18 protein-coding genes are annotated in these 17695 nt (G+C 70.5%); 1 reads left to right on the top strand and 17 read right to left on the bottom strand.

The window, feature by feature from the left end; all coding sequences use genetic code 11:
* Positions 1–9: 9 nt before the first annotated feature.
* Entirely contained in the window at positions 10–378 is a 369-nt protein-coding gene (locus IPG61_04080; protein ID MBK6733256.1) for a hypothetical protein, read from the top strand.
* 118 nt (positions 379–496) lie between these two features.
* Here IPG61_04080 and IPG61_04075 read toward each other — a convergent pair whose 3' ends face one another.
* The 17 genes from IPG61_04075 to IPG61_03995 all read right to left on the bottom strand — a co-directional run bounded on the left by IPG61_04075 (position 497) and on the right by IPG61_03995 (position 17636).
* Positions 497–1402, bottom strand: a complete 906-nt coding sequence (locus IPG61_04075; GenBank protein MBK6733255.1) for a sugar kinase — start codon at positions 1400–1402, stop codon at positions 497–499.
* 1 nt (position 1403) lies between these two features.
* Positions 1404–3146, bottom strand: a complete 1743-nt coding sequence (locus IPG61_04070) for an arginine--tRNA ligase (GenBank protein ID MBK6733254.1) — start codon at positions 3144–3146, stop codon at positions 1404–1406.
* Between the two features lie 4 nt (positions 3147–3150).
* Entirely contained in the window at positions 3151–3648 is a 498-nt protein-coding gene (gene rsfS, locus IPG61_04065; GenBank protein ID MBK6733253.1) for a ribosome silencing factor, read from the bottom strand.
* Positions 3649–3657: 9 nt separating this feature from the next.
* Positions 3658–4662 (bottom strand): polyprenyl synthetase family protein, encoded by a 1005-nt coding sequence (locus tag IPG61_04060; GenBank protein MBK6733252.1) that lies wholly within the window; start codon positions 4660–4662, stop codon positions 3658–3660.
* A 78-nt stretch (positions 4663–4740) separates the two neighbouring features.
* A complete protein-coding gene (gene tatC, locus IPG61_04055) occupies positions 4741–5763 on the bottom strand; it encodes a twin-arginine translocase subunit TatC (GenBank protein MBK6733251.1) in 1023 nt (340 codons plus the stop codon).
* Positions 5760–6224: a transcriptional repressor NrdR gene (nrdR, locus tag IPG61_04050; GenBank protein MBK6733250.1), complete on the bottom strand. Its 465-nt coding sequence runs from the start codon at positions 6222–6224 to the stop codon at positions 5760–5762. Before nrdR ends, tatC begins: the two co-directional genes overlap by 4 nt.
* A gap of 17 nt (positions 6225–6241) precedes the next feature.
* A complete protein-coding gene (locus tag IPG61_04045) occupies positions 6242–7489 on the bottom strand; it encodes a serine hydroxymethyltransferase (GenBank protein MBK6733249.1) in 1248 nt (415 codons plus the stop codon).
* A 4-nt stretch (positions 7490–7493) separates the two neighbouring features.
* Positions 7494–7949: an RpiB/LacA/LacB family sugar-phosphate isomerase gene (locus IPG61_04040; protein ID MBK6733248.1), complete on the bottom strand. Its 456-nt coding sequence runs from the start codon at positions 7947–7949 to the stop codon at positions 7494–7496.
* 14 nt (positions 7950–7963) lie between these two features.
* Positions 7964–8506 carry a hypothetical protein gene (locus tag IPG61_04035; protein ID MBK6733247.1) on the bottom strand — a complete coding sequence of 181 codons (543 nt, stop codon included), beginning with the start codon at positions 8504–8506 and terminating at the stop codon, positions 7964–7966.
* A gap of 57 nt (positions 8507–8563) precedes the next feature.
* Positions 8564–9187 carry a threonylcarbamoyl-AMP synthase gene (locus IPG61_04030; GenBank protein ID MBK6733246.1) on the bottom strand — a complete coding sequence of 208 codons (624 nt, stop codon included), beginning with the start codon at positions 9185–9187 and terminating at the stop codon, positions 8564–8566.
* On the bottom strand, positions 9187–9681 hold the full coding sequence (gene purE, locus IPG61_04025; protein MBK6733245.1) for a 5-(carboxyamino)imidazole ribonucleotide mutase: 495 nt from the start codon (positions 9679–9681) through the stop codon (positions 9187–9189). Before purE ends, IPG61_04030 begins: the two co-directional genes overlap by 1 nt.
* Before the next feature lies 1 nt (position 9682).
* Positions 9683–11011 carry a phosphoribosylamine--glycine ligase gene (gene purD, locus IPG61_04020; GenBank protein MBK6733244.1) on the bottom strand — a complete coding sequence of 443 codons (1329 nt, stop codon included), beginning with the start codon at positions 11009–11011 and terminating at the stop codon, positions 9683–9685.
* A 60-nt stretch (positions 11012–11071) separates the two neighbouring features.
* Positions 11072–12025 carry a carbamate kinase gene (gene arcC, locus IPG61_04015; protein MBK6733243.1) on the bottom strand — a complete coding sequence of 318 codons (954 nt, stop codon included), beginning with the start codon at positions 12023–12025 and terminating at the stop codon, positions 11072–11074.
* Positions 12026–12163: 138 nt separating this feature from the next.
* Complete coding sequence (locus IPG61_04010) at positions 12164–13300, bottom strand: hypothetical protein (protein MBK6733242.1); 1137 nt, start codon at positions 13298–13300, stop codon at positions 12164–12166.
* Between the two features lie 156 nt (positions 13301–13456).
* Positions 13457–15049, bottom strand: coding sequence for a hypothetical protein (locus IPG61_04005; protein MBK6733241.1), 1593 nt, complete (start codon positions 15047–15049; stop codon positions 13457–13459).
* A 68-nt stretch (positions 15050–15117) separates the two neighbouring features.
* Positions 15118–15969, bottom strand: a complete 852-nt coding sequence (locus tag IPG61_04000; protein MBK6733240.1) for a hypothetical protein — start codon at positions 15967–15969, stop codon at positions 15118–15120.
* Positions 15969–17636 carry a lamin tail domain-containing protein gene (locus IPG61_03995; GenBank protein MBK6733239.1) on the bottom strand — a complete coding sequence of 556 codons (1668 nt, stop codon included), beginning with the start codon at positions 17634–17636 and terminating at the stop codon, positions 15969–15971. Before IPG61_03995 ends, IPG61_04000 begins: the two co-directional genes overlap by 1 nt.
* Positions 17637–17695: the final 59 nt, after the last annotated feature.

The raw sequence follows: 17695 nt of genomic DNA, 5'->3' as shown, positions 1-17695 counted from the left end.
CGGGGCGGCATGCGCGGCACCCGCAGCCGTGTCATCACCGCGAGGATTCTCGACCACCTGCACGACACCGATCTTCTTGTAGTAGACGTCCATCTGCAGGCGGGCCTTCAGCAGGCTCTCGACGTCGCGAACGATATGCCGCGGATCACGGTCGAGCCCGGCCACCACATGCACGCCGGCGATCTCGCCCTGTGCGTCGAGGTCGATCTTGCACTGCAGGACGCCCTTGATCTGCGTGATCCAACGCTGTGCGTCGGTCACCCAGGCGTCGCGCTCGTTCGGCTCCCACTCCAAATCGGGTGCTCCAGGACTAGGGTCTGGCCAACATTGGCGCTGAGGCGATCGAATCTTTTGCGAACGGGGATGTTACCACATTGATATTCTTCCCACAACCGGCATTTCCAGGTGACGAAATGCCAAGGACTAGCGCCTGCAGCATGACGAAAAAAGCGCCGCCGGCCCTGGCCTGGGCCGGCGGCGCCCGTCATCGACCCGATCAGGGCGTCATCATGCTCCGCAGTTCGTGCAGGCGGGCATCGTAGGCCGCCTGGTCGACCCGCAGCAGGCCCTCCACGTTGAACCCTTCGGGGCAGAAACTGGCCGTCACGGTACCGTCGAGCATGGCCTGCCGGAAGGCTGCGTCGGGGGCGTCGCGGCCGATCCCGGCCTCGGCCAGCGAGCCCATGAAGCCGCCGGCGAAACAGTCGCCGGCGCCCGTGGGGTCGACGACCTCGTCGAGGATCAGCGCCGGCACGGCCAGCACCGAGTCGCGGCCGAAGAACACCGCGCCGTGCTCGCCCTTCTTCACGATGACACGGGCCGGCCCCATCGCACGGATGGCCGCAGCCGCGCGCGCCAGGCTGCGCTGCCCCGTCAGCAGCCGCGCCTCTCCCTCGTTGACCAGCAGCACGTCCACGCGGGCCAGGATCGTGCGCAGCAGGTCCGGCGTCGTGTCGATCCAGAGGTTCATGGTATCGAGCGCGACAAGGCGCGGTCCGCGCATGAGGTCGAGCACGCCCGCCTGCAATGCGGGGTGGATGTTGGCCAGGAACAGGTATTCCGAATCGCGCCACATAGCGGGAATCTCGGGCTGGAAGTCGGCGAAGACGCCGAGTTCCGTGGCCAGCGTGTCGCGTTCGATCAGGTCGGCGTGATAACGCCCCGACCAGTGGAAGCTCTTCCCGGGCACGCGCTTGATGCCGCTGATGTCAGCGTGCTTTGCCAGCAGCGCCAGGTCCTCTTCGCGGAAATCGTCGCCGACGACGCCGACGCAGCGCACCTGGCCGCGGCCACGCGCAGCCACGGCGAAGAAGCTGGCGCTGCCGCCGAGCTGGCGCTCGCGCCGCTCGCGAGGCGTCTCGACGGTGTCATAGGCGACAGAACCAACCACCACGATAGACATGTCAATCCCTCTTTTCCATCTTCTCCGGCGCCTCGACGCCGACCAGGTCCAAAAGCACGCGGATGACGTGCCGCGTCACCAGGCTCAGGTGGAGCTGCGAGCGGCGCCGATCCTCGGGCTGCTCGAGGATCCGCCGGCACTTCGTGTAGAACTCGTTGTAGAGAGCGGCGATCTCGTCCGCATAGACGGCCAGCCGGTGCGGCTCGCGGGACCATGCCGCCGAGACGATGATGCGCGGCAGGCGGATCAGTTCCGCCACGAGCGCCCACTCGGCCTCGTGCTCGAGATGCGCCAGCGAGGCGGCATCGGGTTCGCCGATGTCGATGCCGCGGGCAGCGGCCTCGGACAGCAGCGAACAGATGCGCGCGTGGGCATACTTGATCTTCAGCACCGGGTTCTTCTCGGTCTGGTCCTTGGCCAGGTCCAGGTCGAAATCCAGGTGGCTGTTCGGCTTCCGGGTCAGGAAGATGTACTTCGTAACGTCGGCGCCCACCTCGTCGATCAGCGCGTCCATGGTGACGAACGAGCCGGCCCGCTTCGACATCTTGATCGGCTGGCCGCCCTCCAGGAAGGTGACATGCTGGAGGATCTGCACCTCGAGCCAGCCTTCCTCGATGCCGAGGGAGGTCATCGCGCCCTGCATCCGGCTGATGTAGCCGTGGTGGTCGGGGCCCCAGAAGTCGATCGCGTGCTCGAAGCCGCGCTGGAACTTGTGGTAGTGGTAGGCGATGTCAGCCAGGAAGTAGGTCGGCCGGCCGTCGGCTCGCACCAGTACGCGGTCCTTCTCGTCGTCGTGCGTCGTCGACTTGAACCAGACGGCGCCGTCCTCCTCGTACACCGCCTCCAGCTTGCGCAGGCGCTCCAGGGCGCGGTCGAGTCGCTTCGTCTCGTGCAGCTCGGACTCGAAGTACCAGGTGTCGAAACGGAGTCCGAAACGCCGGCAGGTCTCCCGCTGCCAGCCGAGGATCGTCATCAGCGCATACTTCGAGAAGCAGCGCACCGATTCCTCTTCCGGCAGGCGCCGCCAGTCGTCGGCGCAGCCGCTCGGTGCGGCAACCCGCTGGAAGCTCTCGTCGTTGAAGGCCGCCGATGCGGCGCGGATGGCCGTCTCGTCCTGTTCGAGCAGCCCGGCAGCCATGGTCTCGAGGTACTGGCCGTGGTAGCCGTCTTCGGGGAACTCGACCGGCTCGCCGAGCAGTTGCAGGTAGCGCGCCCGCAGCGACTGCCCGAGCAGCTCGACCTGGCGGCCGGCGTCGTTGACGTAGTACTCGGCATGCGCATCGTAACCGACGGCCTCGAGCAGCCGGACCATGGTCATGCCGAACGCGCCGGCGCGGGCCGACACCACGTTCAGCGGGCCGGTCGGGTTGGCGCTGATGAACTCGACGTTGATGCGCTTGCCGCCGGCCGTCTGGATGTTCGCCAGCGCACCGGCCGGGTTCCACACGTCGAGCAGCAGGTCGACCTGGTGCTCGCGCGCGATCCGGAAGTTGATGAACCCCGGCCCGGCGATCTCGACCGATTCGATCACCTCACGGGGGAACTTGATGTCGGCGGCGATCTCGCCGGCCAGCTCGCGCGGCTTGCGCCCCAGGCGCTTGCCCAGGACCAGCGCCAGGTTCGTGCTCAGGTCGCCATGACTGCGTTCGCGCGGCTTCTCGAGCTCGACCTGCACATCCTCCTCGAAGACGCCGTACTTCTCCAGCACGGCCAGCAGGCTCTTCCTCAGCAGGTCCTCAAGCATGGCGTCACGACTCCCGGCCGGCGGTTCCCGGCCTCGCGATGGTGAAATTCAGGCCCGGGTGGCGTGCGGCCACTTCCGGTTCGGCGAACCAGCCCGGCACCAGGTCGAGGCGCGGGCAATCGCCCCACAGCCGCTCGAGCTGGAAATACTCGCGCGACTGCTGGTGGAAGACGTGGACCACGACGTCGAACAGGTCGAGCAGCACCCAGCGCCCCTCGGTCATCCCCTCGATGGAATGGGCGTGGTGTCCGGAAGCCGCCAGTTGGTCGTGCGTGTAGCGCGCGCCCGCCTGCACCTGCGTGTTGGCCGTGCCGGAGCCGATGACGAAGAAGTCGCAGACATCGGAACTCCCCCGCAGGTCCAGCACGATCACGTTCTCAAGGTTCTTCTCGAGCAGATGCCAGGCGCAACGTTCGGCCAGCGCGAAGCCAGGCGTGTCGTCGGGAAGGCGCCGCTCGGGATCCTGGTTCCGCTTCGAGCCGCCGGTGGGGTCGTTCTGCATGGTACCTGCCTAGTTCAAACGGTTGATGACGTACTCGACGGCGACCGCCAGGAGTTCCTTCTGGGGTCCCGACGCTACCGGGCCCAGGGCCTGTTTGGCGGCGTCGCCGTAACTGCGCGCCGTGGTGAATGCATAGTCGACGCCGCCGTGGTCCGTCACGAAACTGCGGACCTCGGGCCAGCAGGCCGCGCGTTCCGCGCGATCACGGATGACTGCCAGTTCTTCCAGGCGAGCCCGCGCCGCCGACGGAGCCTGGCGATAGGCGGCGATCAGGGGCAGCGTGATGCGCCCCTCCTCCCAGTCCTGGCCGGTGGGCTTGCCCAGGCGCCGCTCGTCGCCCAGGTAGTCGAAGATGTCGTCGGTGATCTGGAACACCCGACCCGTGTTGGCACCGAAATCGCCGAACTCCGACTCGCAGCCGGCCAGGCGCGCATTGAACGAGACCCCGATGCGGCAGGCGTTTTCGATGAGCGAGGCCGTCTTCTGGTAGATGATCTGCAGGTAACGCTCCTCGCTGATCGCCATGTCGTACCGGTGCTCGAGCTGCAGCATCTCGGCTTCACTCATCAGTACCGTCGTCCGCGCCAGGAGCTCGACCGCGTGGTGCAACCCGGCCGCGCACAGGTTGTGCAGGGCCGTCGAGTACAGGTAGTCGCCCATGATCAGCGCCGCGCTGGGGCCATACTTGACGTTGACCGCCGGAAGGCCGCGGCGGGTGACGGCGTCATCGATGAAGTCGTCATGCACCAGGGTCGCGGTGTGGACCAGTTCGACACTGGCGGCGGCGGTGATCGCCGCGGGCGCGAAGCCGTCCTCGTCCTGGGCCGCCAGCAGCAGCAGGGTCGGCCGGAACTTCTTGCTCTTGCCCTGCCGGATGTGTTCGCAGATCTCGCGCGTCAGGGGGCTGTCGCCGGTCGTGATGCGCAGGAACTCGCGGTCGACGGCCTCCAGGGCCGGGCCGATCTTCCGCTGGAGCGTGGCCAGTTTGATGCGTTCGCGATCGACGAGTCCCATGCCATTCCACTCTCGGGTTCGGGCTCCCGGCCGCCGCGGCCGGGGACGTTCTGGAGTATTCGCAAATCGAGGACCGTGTCAATCCCCTTCGGCCGCCTCCGCGGCCGCGCGGGCCCGATCCCGTTTCCGCACCAGGACCAGGGCCAGCACCGCCGATCCCAGGTAGAGCACCAGGACCGGCACCATCATCATGACCTGGCTGATCACGTCCGGGGGCGTGAAAATCGCCGCGACGATGGCGATGATCACGATCGCGTAGCGCCAGGTCCGCAGCAGCACCTGCGGACGGACGATCCCCGCGATGCAGACCCCCAGGATCACCATGGGCAGCTCGAACACCAGGCCGAATCCCAGACAGAGCCGGAACACGAAACCCAGGTAAGAGGTGACGCTGATCAGGGGCTTCAGCGTCTCGGTGCCGAAGCCCATCATGAAATTCATCACGTACGGGGCCACCACGAAGAACGCGAAGGCCACGCCGAGATAGAACAGGAGCGCCGTCCAGAACAGGATCGGCCCCATGACGCGCCGTTCCTTCCGGTACAGGGCCGGCAGCACGAACGCGTAGACCCGGTACAGAACGAACGGTGCCACGGCAAAGAGCCCGACCACGACGGCAACTTTCAGGCGCGCCATGAACGCGTCGTTGGGCGCCGTGAAATACACGCCCTGTTCGCTGACCGGCGCAATCACGATCTCCATCAGCTGCGCCGACCAGAACCAGCACAGCCCGGCGCCGACCCCCACCGCGACAAGGCTCTGGATGAGGACCTTGCGCAGTTCTTCCAGGTGGTCCAGGAGGCCCATACGTGCGCCTTCGGCCTCGCCCGACGGCAGGTCGGCATCGCCGCCACCGGCTGCAGCAGCGACCGGCGGCGGTGGCGGCGGCGAAACCGGGGGCGGCGGTGGCGTTGCCCCGATGCCCGACGGGATCGCAGGCGCGGACCCGACCCATCCCGGTGGCGGCGGCAGGTCGGCGAACCCCACCTGGTCGCGCGGCCCGGGCGGAAGATCGCCGGCCGGTTGCCCGGTCGGCGCCGCCTCGGATGGCCCGCCCGGCGTCTGCGCGGGCTCCAGGTTCTCGTCCCGCCCGTCGTTCACGGCTTCTCCGTCGCCTGCCGCATGGCGCTGAGCAGGGCGAAGAACTCGTCCACGCTCTGGAAGCTGCGGTAGACCGAGGCGAAGCGCACATAGGCCACTTCGTCGACGTGACGCAACTGTTCCAGCACACAGCCCCCGATCATCTCGCTGGGCACCTCGCGCCGGCCCGAAGCGGCCAGGTCGTGCTCGACCCGGTCGACGATGATCTCGATCTCCTCGGCAGACACCGGACGCTTCTCGCAGGCCTTGGTGACGCCGACGATGACCTTGCCGCGATTGTAGGCCACGCGCTCGCCGCTGCGCTTGACCACCAGCATCGGCCGCGTCTCGACGGCCTCATAGGTGGTGTAGCGTTCGCCGCAGGCCGTACACTCGCGACGGCGACGGACAGCGCGCCCGTCACGCACGGCGCGGCTGTCGATCACCTTGTCCTCGTCGCTGGCGCAGCGCGGGCACTTCATCGGCGGCCCCTTCCGGGTCAGCCCAGGTCCGGGTACAGCGGGAAGGCACGGCAGAGTTCGCTGCTGCGCCCGCGCAGGCGGGCCAACGCTGCATCATCGCCGCGTGCCGCCACGGCCTCGTCCATGATGCCGGCGATCTCGCGCATCTGTTCCGGGCCCATCCCCCGCGTGGTGAGCGCCGGCGTGCCCAGCCGCACGCCGCTGGTGACGAACGGGCTCTGCTGGTCGAACGGCACCGTGTTCTTGTTGGCGGTGATGCCGACGTGCTCCAGCAGCTCCTCCATCTCCTTGCCGGTGAGACCCTTGTTCGTCACGTTGACCAGCAGCAGGTGGTTGTCCGTGCCCCCGCTGACCAGGCGGAAGCCGCGCTCGGTCAACGCGCCGGCCAGGGCCTGCGCGTTGGTCACCATGCGCTTCGCGTAGTCGCGGAACGGCTCCTGCATCGCCTCCTGGAAACAGACGGCCTTGGCCGCGATCACGTGCATGAGCGGCCCGCCCTGCACGCCAGGGAAGTTCAGCTTGTTGATGGCCGCGAAGTGTTCCTTCGTGCACAGGATGAGACCGCCGCGCGGCCCGCGTAGCGTTTTGTGCATCGTCGAGGTGACCACGTCGCAGTGCGGCACCGGGCTCGGGTGGACGCCGCCGGCCACCAGGCCCGCGATGTGCGCCATGTCGAACAGGAACACGGCTCCGACCTCGTCGGCGATGCTGCGCAGCGCCGCGAAATCCCAGGCCCGCGGATACGCGCTGGCGCCGCCGATGAGCAGGCGCGGCTGCTCGCGCTTCGCCTGGTCGCGCAGGCGGTCGTAGTTGATCATCTCGGTGCCCTCGTCGACCTCGTAGTGCGAGGCCTGGAACAGCAGGCCCGAGAAGTTGACCGGGTGCCCATGGGTCAGGTGGCCGCCGTGCGACAGCGACAGGCCGAGCACCTTGTCCCCCGGCTTGAGGAAGGCGAGGTAGGCGGTGAGGTTCGCCGTCGAGCCGCTGTGCGGCTGCACGTTCGCCTTCTCGGCGCCGAACAGCGCGCAGGCGCGGTCGCGCGCCAGCGTCTCGGCGACGTCGACGTTGACGCAGCCTCCGTAGTAGCGCTTGCCGGGATAGCCCTCGGCATACTTGTTCGTCAGCGTCGAGCCCATGGCCTGCATGACGGCCGGGCTGGTGAAGTTCTCGCTGGCGATCATCTCCAGCTGGTCGCGCTGCCGCGCCAGTTCGCTGTCCAGTACCGCCGCGATTTCCGGATCGACCCTGCGCACTACGTCGTGCATCGCGTCACTCCCCCGCCGTTCGGCCGTTCTCGTAGTCCATGATCATCCGCACGCGATTCGCGTGCCGGCCGCCCTCGAAGGACCCGGCCAGGAAAGCCTCGAGCACCGGCCACGCCTGTTCGGGCGTCAGGCCGTCGCCGCTCAGGCACAGCACGTTGGCATCGTTGTGCCGGCGCGTGCCGGCCGCCTGCTCCGGCGTGTGGCACAGCGCCGCGCGGACGCCGCGAACCTTGTTCGCCGCGATGCTCACGCCGATGCCTGAACCGCAGATCAATACCCCGAGCCCGGCCGCGCCGTCGCGCACGAGCGCACCCACGGCAAAGGCCGGGGCAGGGTAATCGACGGAACCGCCAGGGCTGCCGCCACAGTCGCTCACGACGTGCCCCGCTGCCGTCAGGCGCGCCGCCAGCAGTTCCCGGTGCGCGAATCCCCGATGGTCGGAACCGATGGCCAACTTCATGGATTCCATCTCCTTCAGGGGCAGAGTTCGCGAAACACTTCCGCCCAGGCGACGAGCCCGGCGTCGATCTGTTCGCCCGTCCGGCGATAGGTCGCCAGGTCCTGGTGCCAAGGATCGCCTATGTCCAGATCGGCAATGTCCGGATCGCCGATGTCCGGATCGCCGATGTCATGTCCCGTCCGGCCGTTCGCCGTCGAAGGCACGCCCGCGGTGCGCCAGTCGAGCCCCGGGGCCCCGAGCAGCCCCACGCGGCCCTGCCACCGCGGGCTCAGTCGCGCCCGCAGCACCGCCGCATGCATCCGGGTCATCCCGATCACCCACGCCGCGTCCGCCACCGCCCGGGCATCCACGGGCGCACTGCGATGGCCCTCGAGGTCCAGGCCGCGCTCCCGCGCGATGGCGCACGCTTCAGCGGAGGCCGGCTGTCCGGCCGCCGCATCCGTGCCGGCGGAGGCGAAGATCAGGGGCAGTTCGGCGTACCGGGCCCGGGCCAGGACCTCGGCCAACGGGCTGCGGCAGGTGTTGCCCGTGCATACGAAAACGATCCGCCTGGGCATGGTCGCCTTTCGCGCCCGCGTTGCGGGCAGTGAAAGGTAAAGTCGGCGTCGCAAGCGTCAAGAAACGCCCGGGCCGGCCTCCGGCAGCGGCACTGGTCCGCGACGCAGCAGGGTGGGAGGATCGGTGGTCAGGTCGACCAGGGCGCTCGGACTGCCGGCGGCGGCGCCCCCGTCCCCCGGTGCCGGGACACCCTCCCACCAGCCGTCGACCTGGTCGCCGAACCCGTCCACAGCGGCCGCGAGAGCGGCCAACGGCGCCTGCCCCGAGCGGTTGGCACTTGTCGAAGCGAGCGGCCCCCCGGCCTGTTCGATGAGGCGGCGCAGGTCGGCGCGGGCCGGAACCCGGATGGCCACCGTGCCGCGGGCCGTATCGGTGACGGCAGGAGCCAGGCCTGCGCCGGCGGGCAGGATGAACGTGAAGGGGCCCGGCCAGGCGGCGCGGCAGAGGGCAGCCTGCCCCGCCGAAAGGGGACCACAGAGCGTGGTTGCCTGGTCGTAGGAGGCAGCCAGCACCAGCAGGGGCTGGCCGGCGGCACGCCCCTTGAGCGCGGCAATGCGCGCCAGCGCGTCGGGCCGGTCGGCGCGCGCGTGCAGCCCGCAGATGGTGTCGGTAGGCAGCAACAGCACGCCGCCGCCGGCCAGGACGGCGGCGGCGGCGGCATCGGTCAGCGGCAGGAGCATCAACGGCCGCCGTCGGCCAGTTCGCGCCGGTAGTCCTCGACGGCCGCGGCCACGCGCGCGTCGCCCGTGCCGATGATGCGCGCGGCCAGGCACGCTGCGTTCCGCGCCCCGGCACTGCCGATCGCCACGGCAGCCACCGGTACGCCGGGCGGCATCTGCACGATCGACAGCAGCGCATCGACCCCGGCCAGCGGCCCTGCGGCCACGGGCACGCCGATGACCGGTCGCCCGGTCAGCGACGCCACCACGCCCGGCAGGTGGGCCGCCATGCCCGCCACTGCGACGAAGACCAGCGTGCCGCCCTCATTGGCCGCCTTCACGAGCCGGTGCAGCCGTTCAGGCTGGCGATGCGCCGAGGCGACGGCTGTTGCGTGGGTGAGCCCGAAGCGCTCGAGGAGCGACGCCATCTTCTCGATCACCGGCAGGTCGCTCTCGCTGCCGAGCAGGATCAGCACCTGTGGTGCTGCATCATCCGGATTCCAGATGGCGCCCATGTCAGTCCTTTCGCGCGGCGATGTCGCGCCGGTAGGTCAGGCCCTCGAAATGCGTGCCGGCCAACAGGCCGTAGGCCAGCTCGCGCGCGGCTTCCAGGCGCGCCGCCATCCCCACCGCCCCGAGCACGCGTCCACCGGCGGTCACGAGCACCTCGTCACGCTCCTTCGTGCCGGCGTGGATGATCCAGGCGTCGGGGCTCTCCTCCGGCAGCTCGATGGGACGCCCGGCCAGATAGCGGCCAGGATAGCCGTCCGACGCGCCGACAACCACGACACAATGCCGCCGCCACTCCGACAGCCCGGCCCCGGCCCAGTCGGCCGGATCATGCTCGCCGGCCGGGAAGCGCTGCAGGAACGTCCCCAGTTCGCCGGCGGCAGTGGCGGCACACAGTTCGTAGAGATCACCGCGCAGCAGCGGCAGCACCACCTGCGTCTCGGGATCGCCGAAGCGGCAGTTGAACTCGAGGACCTGCGGACCCGAGGCCGTCAACATGAGGCCGGCGTAGAGCACGCCGCGATACGGGATGTCGCGCCGGCGCAGCTCGGCCAGCACCGGCAACACCACGCGCGCATCGATCTCGGCCTGCAGCGCTGCCGGGAGCGCGACCGGCGCGAACGCACCCATGCCGCCGGTGTTCGGTCCCGTGTCGCCCTCGCCGATGCGCTTGTGGTCGCGGCTCGGCGCCAGCAGGCAGTAGTCCTGGCCGTCGGTAACGATGAGCACCGACAGTTCGGGCCCGAAGATGCACTCCTCGATGAGGATGCGCAGGCCCGAGCTGCCGAAGCGCTGCTCGTCCAGGCACTCGCGGATGAAGGCCTCCGCCTCTTCGCGCGTGGAGCAGACGGCCACGCCCTTCCCCTGCGCCACGCCGCAGGCCTTGACCACCACCGGGAGTTCCATCGTATCGAGATGGCCGAGCGCCGCATCGCTGGTGCTGAAGGCGTGGTAGTGCGGCGTCGGCACGCCGGCGGCGTGCAGCACTTCCTTGGCGAACTCCTTGTCGCCTTCCAGTCGTGCGCCCAGCGCACCGGGACCGAACACGGCGATGCCGCCATGCCGCAACTGGTCGGCCAGGCCGGCGATGAGCGGATCCTCCGGCCCGACGATCACCAGCCCGATGCCCTCGTTCTGGCAGAAGCGGACCACAGCCTGCTCGTCGGTAGGATCGAGCGCCACGTTGGTGGCGCAGGCGGCGATGCCCGGATTGCCCGGGGCCGCATAGATGACCGGAGACAGCGGTGAGCGCGCGAGCTGCCGCACGATGGCGTGCTCGCGTCCACCGCCGCCGATGACCAGCACGGATGCGGGCATGACTCGTTCTCCCGCCATGACTCGGCCTCCCGGCTTTGCGGACCGTTCGCGTTCGCGCGCCCGATCCGCGTCCCACACTCAGGGCACGATGCGCGTGCCGCCCCGGCCTTCGAGCGCTTCGAGGAGCAGTTCGGGCGAAGTGATGATCACCTCGCGGCCGCCGCCCCTGAGGAACGACAGGGCCGCCTCGATCTTCGGGCCCATGCTGCCGGCCGGGAACTCGCCCGCCGCCAGCATGGCCGCTGCGCGCGACGCCGGCAGCTCCTCCAGCTCTTCCTGGTCGGGCTGACCGTAGCGCGCGCAGACCTTCGCGACCTGCGTGATGATGACGAGCGTGTCCGCGCCGATCAGGCGACCGAGCAGGTCGCTGGCGCGATCCTTGTCGATGACGGCGTCGACGCCCTCGAGGTCGCCCTCGGCATTGCGGATCACCGGCACGCCGCCGCCGCCGACGGCGATCGTGAACACGCCGCCCGCCACCAACGTGCGGATGGCCTCCCACTCCACGACCTCGACCGGCTGCGGGCTGGCCACCACGCGCCGCCAGCCGCGTCCCGCGTCCTTCACCATCGCCCAGCCGTTCTCCAGGCGCAGGCGCTCGGCCTCTTCCTCTGTGTAGAACGGACCGATGGGCTTGGTCGGCTTCGCCATCGCCGGGTCGTCCGCATCGACGCGCACCTGCGTGACCACCGAGGCCACCGGCTGGTTGAGCCCGCGCCGCCGCAGTGCGTTCTGCAGCGCCTGCTGCAGCATGAACCCGAGGCCGCCCTGGCTGTCGGCGCCGCACACGAACATGGGCATGGGCGGGATGCCGTGCACGGACATGCCGGCGTCGTTGCGCAACACGATGTTGCCGACCACAGGGCCGTTGCCGTGTGTCATGACCACCTGGTGCCCGTCGACGGCCAACTGAGCCACGAGATCCATGGTCTGTCGCGTGATGGCCGACTGCTGCTCCCAGGTTCCTTCCTGGCCGACGGGTATGATGGCGTTGCCGCCGAACGCGATGACGATGCGACGATGACCGGCCACGAAGGACCTCCATGACGGACCGGCGCCCCCGGCACGTCCCGGTCGGGCGCCAATGGCGATGTTTCAGGCAAACCTAGGTGTGGTTCGCGGGCAAGTCAACAGCAGTGGCAGCGGGGTTCCGCACCGCCCCGGGCGGCCTCAGGTGAGCGAATCCAGGTACTTGACGATCTCCGCGCCGACCTCGCGGCGAATGCCCGTGCGGTCGTTGGCCAGGCGCTTGAGGTCCACCTTGGAGACGTACTTCACGTGGATGAACTTGCGGATCGTCTTGAGCGAGACGTTGACCGGGCTGCGAAGGCAAGCCAGCGGCACGCCCTTGTTGGCGAAGCCGGTGTGCAGCGCGCGGCTGCAGATGACCACCTCGAGGACCTGCGGGTTCCGCGTGCGGTTGACGACCTCGGCCACCAGGCCGGGAATCGACGTCACTTTCGGGTCGCGCAGGTATTCCAGCAGCACGCTCGTGGCCATGATGTTGTCGAGGACGAGCTTGCGCAGGCGCAGGCGGTCCATCGCCTTGGCGTCGGCCTCGTCGACGGCGTCGGCGGCATCGAACGAAGCCGTCGTCGGCAGGCTGCCGCCGAGGGCAGCGCGCCCACCGTCGATCAGGACGGGGAATCCGTGCGCGAAATACCCGAGTTCATCCTCCAGGTCTATGAGCACCAGCCCGGGCATCAGCGTGATGCCGTCGAGATTCCCGGCAAAGCCGCCGCGGAACGGTTGCGGAGCGGCGAGCAGGCTGCCCACGGCCGCCGCGAGCTCGCGGTCGACCGGCAGTGCGACCTGACCGTTCCCGTGGTTGGCCTGGACGATGGTGGCTGCCGTCACCAGGTCGAAGCCCGTCTCGCGCAGCCCCGCCTGGCAGAGCTGGTCGCCCAGCGATACGAGACGACAGGTGCCTCCGGCGAGCTGCGGCAGGTCAAGCGTGCCCGCGTCGCGCGCGGCCACCAGTTGCGCGAGCGGTTCGAGTGCCGGTTCGGACATCAGGCAGCGCGCGAACACGGCGTGGTCGGGCTGTGTCCAGAACGCGGCGAGCAGGCGCGCGCCGATGGCCCCGCCCACCCCGGCCAGCATCTGCAGCGCCGCCAGACGCTCGGGCAGGCGATCGGCGACGGCGTCGTTTCCCAGCAACGCGTCGAGCGCCTGCGTCCACTCGAACGGATCGTCGGTGCCCTGCACAAGCGCGCTCAGTTCCTCGAGCGCCTCGTCGGCCGGTGGAACCAGGTCGTCGCCGAAGTTCGGTTGCAGCAGGGAACACGCGTGGGCCTGCGTCAGCAAAGCGCGCATCCTTGGTTGGGTGAACGTGCCGGCTCCGCCGGGCAGTGGCCCGGCTTCCGTGGTTTCGGCAGCTTGCCGCGCGGGTTGACTGCCGACCGTGCCGCCTGCCGCGTGTACCGTGGCGGGTCCAGGCGACCCGCAGATCCCGACAGGGTACTACCAGGAGGCTCGCGCCTCGATCCAACCCTCCAGCGACGGCCCGGCAGCGGCGTCAAGACCGGCCGCCGGCAGTGCGGGCAAGCGCCGGGCCAACGCGGCGCCCAGCTGCAGGGAACGGCCTCCCCAGCCCAGGCCGACGAGCGCCTCGGAGCGCCAGGTGCCCCAGTGGCGCGCCGCCACGACACCCGGCAGGGGCACCAGGCCCCGCACCAGGTCGACCGGGTCACCCCAGGCGGTCGCCAGGTCGGCCCAGGCCGACCAGCGGCCTCCCCGGGCATAGCGACCGGTGATGCCGATCAGCTGGCGGTTGCCGTCATTGGTGCTGCCGGCGACGGTGAAGGATCGCCAGCCGGCGCCCAGTCGCGCCGGGCCCCGCTCCCATTCAATGCCGCCGCTCAGGAGCGTGCGCACCGCCGGCTGCCCCGGGACCCCGGGTTGCCACGGTGCGCGCTCGTCCCAGGTCAAGTCGCTGCGATCGGCACGGCGCACCCGCAGGTTCGCCAGGGTGCCCGGGGCCACGTGACGCTCCCAGGCGGCCTCCAGCACCGCCAGCGATCGCCGACGGGTGCTGGTCCCTGCCACCGACTGGGCAGCCCCCTGCGCCAGCAACTCGAGCCCGCCCTGGCCCCGGTCGCGCCAGGCCAATCGCACGGCCCAGCCATGGCGGGCGCCCGCCGGCAGCACGGCGGTGGACCCCGCGCCGGCGCCATGGCCCGCCCCCGACAGCAGTTCCGCCTTCCAGCGGGCCGACGGCTGCCAGGCCACCGCAGAGACCGCGGCAACGGCACCGGGCCCTGCCGACGGGCGCACCATGGCCAGTTCCCAGCCCATCACGAGTGCCTGACGGCTGAGGCGCCCGCCCGCACTGACCGCCGTGGCGGTGCTGTCACGGCGCACCAGGACGGCCCACGTGCCCGCCTGCCCGGCCCGGGCCAGGCGCGCCGCCCAGTCCAGGCCCTGGCTGCCGGCGGCCGGTTGCCCGCCCAGGGCCGCCAGGTGCCAGCTGCCGAACGCAGCCTCGACGCCGAAACCGGCGCCGGCGCCCCCGGTCGCGACGCTCGTGCGGGCAGCCAGGCCGCCCGCGGGACCGCCGAACGCCTGGTCGGCGGCCAGCGCCCCGCGCCGCGCCGGGTCCCCCGCCGCGAGCCCGAACCCGTGGCGGAGCTTCAGGTGCCCGCCCCAGAGCCGCCACCGGCCCAGTCGCAGGCTGCCCCCACCGGCAACGCCAGCACTCTCGCCCGGGCGCAGGCGCAGCGCCGCGGTTGCGGCCAGCAGCGCACCGTCCAGGACCAGGCGCCCGTCCTGGCGGACTCCGGTCGCCGGAAAAGCCGTCCGCCAGGCGAGACGGCCGGCGCCCCACGGACTCCCGCCGTGATCGATCGTCGCAGTGGCGGCCGTCGCCGCTGCCAGGTCACGGCGCGGCAGCGGCTGGTCGGCGGCGTCCAGTTCCCCGACCACATCCTCGAGTTCAGGTGCCAGCTCGTCCGATCCCAGCGAATCGGCGGCAGCCGCACTCCCGAGGAGAGCGGGAGCGGGCGTGTCCGCGCGGGCCGGCGACGCGCCTGCGGCCAGCTCGGCCAGGACAGCCATCACTGCAGCACCTGCCCACGCCAGCCGGCCCGACGCCGAGCGGCACCCCGGCCGTGCGCGCAACGTCCTCACCATGGCGACACCGCCACGTTCCCGAACGCCAACTCGACACGGTGGGTAATCCCGAGTTCGGGATGGGCCAAGTGACTCGTGCGCAGGCGCAGTCGCCCGCGGCACCAGGCCAGGCCACAGCCGGTGGCGGCACTGGCGCGGTCGACACGCCAGCTCAGGCCCCAGCTTCCCCCGATGCCGCAGAGTGCTTCCCAGCCCACCGACGGACGGCCATCCGGGGCGACATCCACCGTGACGGCCAGCGCGCGTCCCGGCGCCGCCACGGCGCACCACAGGCGGTTGCCGGTCTCGGGAGCCAGCCAGCGGTCACCGGCTGACGCGAGCGGCCAACGCAGCCGCACGCGCCAATCACCCACGGCCGACGCACTCCCGTCCGCGCCGAAGTCCAGCGACATCGCCTGTGTCTGTCCCACCGGGCCGGGCCCGGGCTGCAGCCGGCGCCAGGCGCCATGCACGCCGACGTGCAGGCGTCGGCCCCGCGACACGCGCACGACCATCCGGTCGTCGCGGAAGTCGCCGCTTCCTGTCGTTTCCCAACTGCCTTCAGTAACCCACGAACCACCAGCAGATGCGCCACCGATCGCCACCAGCCGCGACGGGAGTTCGGGCAACCCGAACAACCGGGCCTGGCCGGCGCGGAGCCAGAGGCCGCCGGCATTCGCAACGGTGCGACCGTTGACCGCCGTGTGCAGGTGTGCCGCAGGAATCAGCCAGGCCGCGTCCAGTCGTCGAAGGCCGTCGGCAGCGGCCGGAGGTGCACTGGCCACCAGGATGGCGCCCAGCATCGCGCCGGCAACGGCGCGTCGGGTGACCCGGCAGACCGGGTGCCGCCGCATGGGTCTGCGCATCAGCGCACCACCAGCAGGAGGCGTGACGGTGCCGGGGCACCGGCGGCGCCCGGCCGCAGCCTGAGCGAAGCCACATAGCCCCCGGCGGCCACGGAGCGACCATCATCGCCCTTCAGGTCCCAGAAGAGGCTGCGCGGCCCGGCGCCGCGGCCATCACCGCCCAGGTCGCGCACCTGCCGGCCGTCGAGGTCGAAGACCGCGAGGTCCCAACCCCCGACGCCTTCCGGCACCGCGAAGCGCAGGTGGATCGCCGCGTCACCGTTCGTGCGATCGACGGCGGCGGGCAGGGCCTCGAGCGCGGACTCCGGCCGACCGTCGCCGAACGGGTCGCTCACGCTGTTGGCGCAGCCCGGCGTGGATCCGGCAGCGGCCAGCGAGCCGGCCCAACCGGCGGCAGCGCCGCCGATGCGCTCGAGCGAACGATCGCCGGCCGGATCCTCGCCGGCGTCGCCGAGCACCACCTGGTCGATGACGGTGCCCGACGTATCGGCCAGCTGCACGCGGTCCGCGAAGACGCGACTCTCGGGCGCACTGTTGTTGAGGGAAGGCCACGGCGACAGGGGCAGCACCACGGCCCCGCAGCCCCGCGCATCGCCCGGCCCATCGGCATTGGCAGCCAGCCAACCGGAAAACCCCAGCGAGTCCTGCACGACAACGGCGCGTTCGCCTGCCTGCAGGAGCAGTGGCCGCAGGCTGACCCAGTCGCCGTCCTCGTCGCGCAGGCGATAGCGGCCCAGGTCGCAGGCGACGGGTCCGGGAGCGACGACCTCGATCCATTCGCCCTGCCCCGAGCGCGGCGCGGCCAGCGCCTCGCTGAGGACCAGGTCGGCCGTGCCCACCTGGTAGTCGCCGAGGAGCACGCGGAGCGTGTCGCTCGTTGACGGCAACGGAAGCAGGAGCCGCAGGGGTCGACGTCCCGGGCGCGACGGACGCACCGTCCACTCGAGGCGTCGTTCCTCGCCGGCAGTCATCGCGTCGAGCGTGGCTTCCACCGTGTCGATGTCACAGGTGAGCAGCAGTCGCGCCATTGGCAGCGACTCGAGGCCTTCGTTGCGCAGGGTGACGGCCACCGCCACCGGTTCGCCTGCCGCAGCGAGGCAGGGCGGCTCGAATTGCGACTCTACCAGCGTCAGCAGGCGCAGCGCGAAGTTCGCAGCGCCCGGCGAGGGCTCGGCTGCCACGAAGTCGGCGCGGTTGTCGTCGGTATCGCGGCCATCGGGACGGCGCGCCAGGGAACGGCCCGGAGTCACCGGCACCGGCGCCGCCTCCATCAGCAACGTATCGGTCAACGCACCGTAGCCGACCAGGTCGCGCAGCGCGCCGGCCTCGACGAGCCGGATCGCGTCGGGACCGTTCTGCAGCGAGAGCGCCGCCTCCGCATCACCGACCGCTTCGCCGAGCCAGTTGCGGTCGACGATCAGGAAGCGCCCGTTCCCGGCAATCGACTGGCCCGCCGTTCCGGTCCACCGCGACTGCCACACCGCACCTTCGGCGCCGTTCGCGAACTGCAGTTGCCAACCGCCGAGGTCGACGGACTCCGGGCCCGTGTTCAGGAGTTCGACGTACTCGTGCCCGGCGTCACTGCCGGCGGGATCGGGCAGGAATTCGTTGATGACGACCTGTGCCCCCGCACGGACCGGGAGCACGGTGGCCACGAAGATGAACACTGCGGCGTGCCTGGACCGTTGCGGGCAGACCCGTGCCCGGGGACCGGTGAAGGTCCTTT

The sequence above is a fragment of the bacterium genome (genome assembly GCA_016703265.1).
In the GTDB taxonomy this organism is placed as follows: domain Bacteria; phylum Krumholzibacteriota; class Krumholzibacteriia; order LZORAL124-64-63; family LZORAL124-64-63; genus CAINDZ01.
This window is presented reverse-complemented; position numbering and strand designations above follow the sequence as displayed.